Consider the following 2708-nt stretch of genomic DNA (forward strand, 5'->3'; position numbering starts at 1 on the left):
TAACCCACTGCGGGCCAACCAGCGCCGAACTGCCGAACAGCCGAACGAACTCAACGGTCCTGACCGATTCATCCGCCCGGACCACCCGCTCGCCGGTTGCCAGCGACGCACCGAAGGCGTCGTCGTCGAGCCCCAGATGCCGGGCCCAGGCGAGCTGGATGATGGCGGCGGAACCGGGGTCAAGAGTCATATGCCCAGCCTAGGGGGAGTGGGCTGCTCAGCCGAACAGGACAGCGGCTTCGTCGTACCGGTTCTGCGGCACGGTCTTCAGCTGTCCCAAAGCTTTCTCGAAGCCCACGTGTTCAATGTCGGTGCCCTTGAGCGCCACCATGGTGCCCCAGTAGCCTTCCACCACGGAGTCGATGGCCGCCATGCCCAGCCGCGTGGCCAGGACGCGGTCGAAGGCGGAGGGAACGCCGCCGCGCTGGATGTGGCCAAGGATGGTGGCGCGGGTTTCGATGCCGGTGCGGGCCTCGAGTTCAGGGGCGAGCTGGTCCGCGATGCCGCCCAGCCGGGGCCGCCCGAAGGTGTCCAGCCCGCGCTCGGAGTGGGGGGATTCCATGTGTTCGGGCACAAAGCCTTCGGCCACCACCACCAGGGGCGCGCGGCCGCGGTCGTGGGCTTCCTGGACCCACTCGGTGATCTGCTCGATGCTGACCTTCTGCTCGGGGATCAGGATGGCGTGTGCGCCCGCGGCCATGCCGGCGTGCAGGGCGATCCAGCCCACGTGCCGGCCCATGACCTCGGCGATCATGCAGCGGTGGTGGGATTCGCCGGTGGTCCGGAGCCTGTCGATGGCCTCGGTGGCGATCTGGACAGCGGTGTCGAAACCGAAGGTGTAGTCCGTGGCGTCAAGATCGTTGTCCACGGTCTTGGGGACACCCACGATCTTGAGGCCGACGTCGGTGAGCCGCTTGGCCGCGGCGAGGGTCCCTTCGCCGCCGATGGCGATGATGGCGTCGATGCCCAGCCGGTCCATGTGGGCTTTGATGACCTCGGGACCGCCGCCGTTTTCGAACGGGTTGGTGCGGGAGGTGCCCAGGATGGTGCCGCCCTGTTTGGCGATGCCGCGGACCATGGTGCGGGGGATGTCGATGATGTCCCCCTCCACGACGCCGCGCCAACCATCGAGGAAACCTACGAATTCGTGGCCGTGGATGGCGATGCCCTTAAGGACGGCGCCGCGGATGACCGCGTTCAGTCCGGGGCAGTCGCCGCCGCTGGTGAGAATTCCAATTTTCATGTCTCGGCTCAAATCCTGGTTCAGTGGGTGTACAGGCAGAGCGCCACGCTGAGCTCACCTAGATTGTAGTGGCGGGTGTGGGGTACACCACAAACCGGTGACCGGTCCGTGGACAACCGCAAATGCCCCCGCCCGGTGGGGCGGAGGCATTTGAAGGTCAGGTCAGGGGCGGTCCAGCGACCGGCGGTCCAGGAAACCCTCCAACGGGATGGAGTTCCGCTGGTCCGGGAGGACGAGCCACGCAGCGATGTAGAAGACCACCGCCGGGCCGGGGAGAAGGCAGAAGAGCAGGAAAGCGATCCGGACAAACGCCACATCCACGTTGAGCTTCGCTGCGATGCCGCCGCAGACCCCGCCCAGCCAGCGGTCGGGCCCGCGTTTCAGGCCGAAGCCCCTGACGATACTGAAGAATTTTTCCATGGTTCAAGACTTCCCTGTTGTTGATCCGTTGTCACGTTTCCGGGCCGAGAGGAGCCCGCCCACCACCAGCGCCGCGCCGGCTCCGATCATCAGGCCGATGAGTACGTAGGTGCCGTTGAGGGTGACGATACCCAGCTGGCCGATGATGATCAGGGCGGCGAGGGCCACCACGATCAGCCCCCAGACCACGGTTCCCACCCTGGCCGACGGGGTCCCGGGCCCGTCACTGCGGTCCGGTGTCGAAGAGGCCGGAGTGTTCGCAGATGCCGGAGTTTTTGCAGAGTAGGGATCCGAGGGTGTGGGATCGGGCCTGTACTGATCTGAATTTGAACTCATGCTGCTCATCTCAGTTGCCTTCCTGGATAGTGACGTTGCTGACAGTGCCGTCTATTTCGATGACCAGGTGCCTGCCCGGTTCGTTGGTGTTGTAGTTGCTTTCGCGGGTGGTGGTGCCGCCGCTGCGGCGGTTGCCACCCTCGTTGAGGTTGCCCAGCGTCATGTCCGCCCGGACGTCTACAGGAACGTCGTCAGGGATGACAACCGTGACATTGCTGGCGGTGATGTTCAGCGGAACCACGACGTCGGAGCTGAGCGGGGGATTGAGCTGCAGCTCGGTGAGGTCAACAGTTCCGTCGCCGGCAGTGATGTCGAGGCCTTCGGTGGCCTGTTCGATGTTCACGGGTGTCCAGTCAACCTGCTGGAAGCGGACCCTGTCCCCGTTGCCCACGACGTTGAAGATGCCGCCGGTGACCAGGGCCACCACCGCGAAGAAGCTCAGGATGCCTGCGGTGCGGCCGCGGATCCCGGAGAGGAGGATGCCCAGCCCGAGGACCGCCGCGGCACTCGCCCACACCACGGCGTTGGCCGAGTCGCCGAGGTCGATCACGTTTCCGGCGTCGAGGGCCTTGAGGCCGCCGCCCACCAGGAGGGCCGCCCCTGCGCTGATGGCCACGGCGGGTGTGCCGGGACCGGCGGGCCGGTCTACGGGTTCGCGGGCCGGGCCGCGCGGCGGCTGGCCTCCACCGTAGGGTGTTCCGCCATAGGG

The 2708-nt window shown here is 66.4% G+C and carries 3 protein-coding genes and 2 pseudogenes; all 5 read right to left on the minus strand.

Features of this window, described 5'->3' with window-relative positions:
* A pseudogene (locus tag DBR22_RS24600) lies at positions 1-190 on the minus strand (GNAT family N-acetyltransferase); the annotation flags it as partial.
* A gap of 27 nt (positions 191-217) precedes the next feature.
* Entirely contained in the window at positions 218-1243 is a 1026-nt protein-coding gene (locus tag DBR22_RS15375) for an ATP-dependent 6-phosphofructokinase (protein WP_108599746.1), read from the minus strand.
* A 162-nt stretch (positions 1244-1405) separates the two neighbouring features.
* On the minus strand, positions 1406-1663 hold the full coding sequence (locus tag DBR22_RS15380) for a PspC domain-containing protein (protein WP_108599747.1): 258 nt from the start codon (positions 1661-1663) through the stop codon (positions 1406-1408).
* A gap of 3 nt (positions 1664-1666) precedes the next feature.
* Positions 1667-2008, minus strand: coding sequence for a hypothetical protein (locus DBR22_RS24605; protein WP_258229232.1), 342 nt, complete (start codon positions 2006-2008; stop codon positions 1667-1669).
* 1 nt (position 2009) lies between these two features.
* Positions 2010-2708: pseudogene (locus DBR22_RS15390) on the minus strand (PspC domain-containing protein); the annotation flags it as partial.

Source organism: Arthrobacter sp. HMWF013, assembly GCF_003061105.1.
In the GTDB taxonomy this organism is placed as follows: Bacteria; Actinomycetota; Actinomycetes; order Actinomycetales; family Micrococcaceae; genus Arthrobacter.

Excerpts from the sequence above, each read along its gene's own strand:
- DBR22_RS24605 (WP_258229232.1), bottom strand. The coding sequence starts at position 2,008 with ATGAGCAGCATGAGTTCAAATTCAGATCAGTACAGGCCCGATCCCACA.
- DBR22_RS15380 (WP_108599747.1), bottom strand. The coding sequence starts at position 1,663 with ATGGAAAAATTCTTCAGTATCGTCAGGGGCTTCGGCCTGAAACGCGGG.
- DBR22_RS15375 (WP_108599746.1), bottom strand. The coding sequence starts at position 1,243 with ATGAAAATTGGAATTCTCACCAGCGGCGGCGACTGCCCCGGACTGAAC.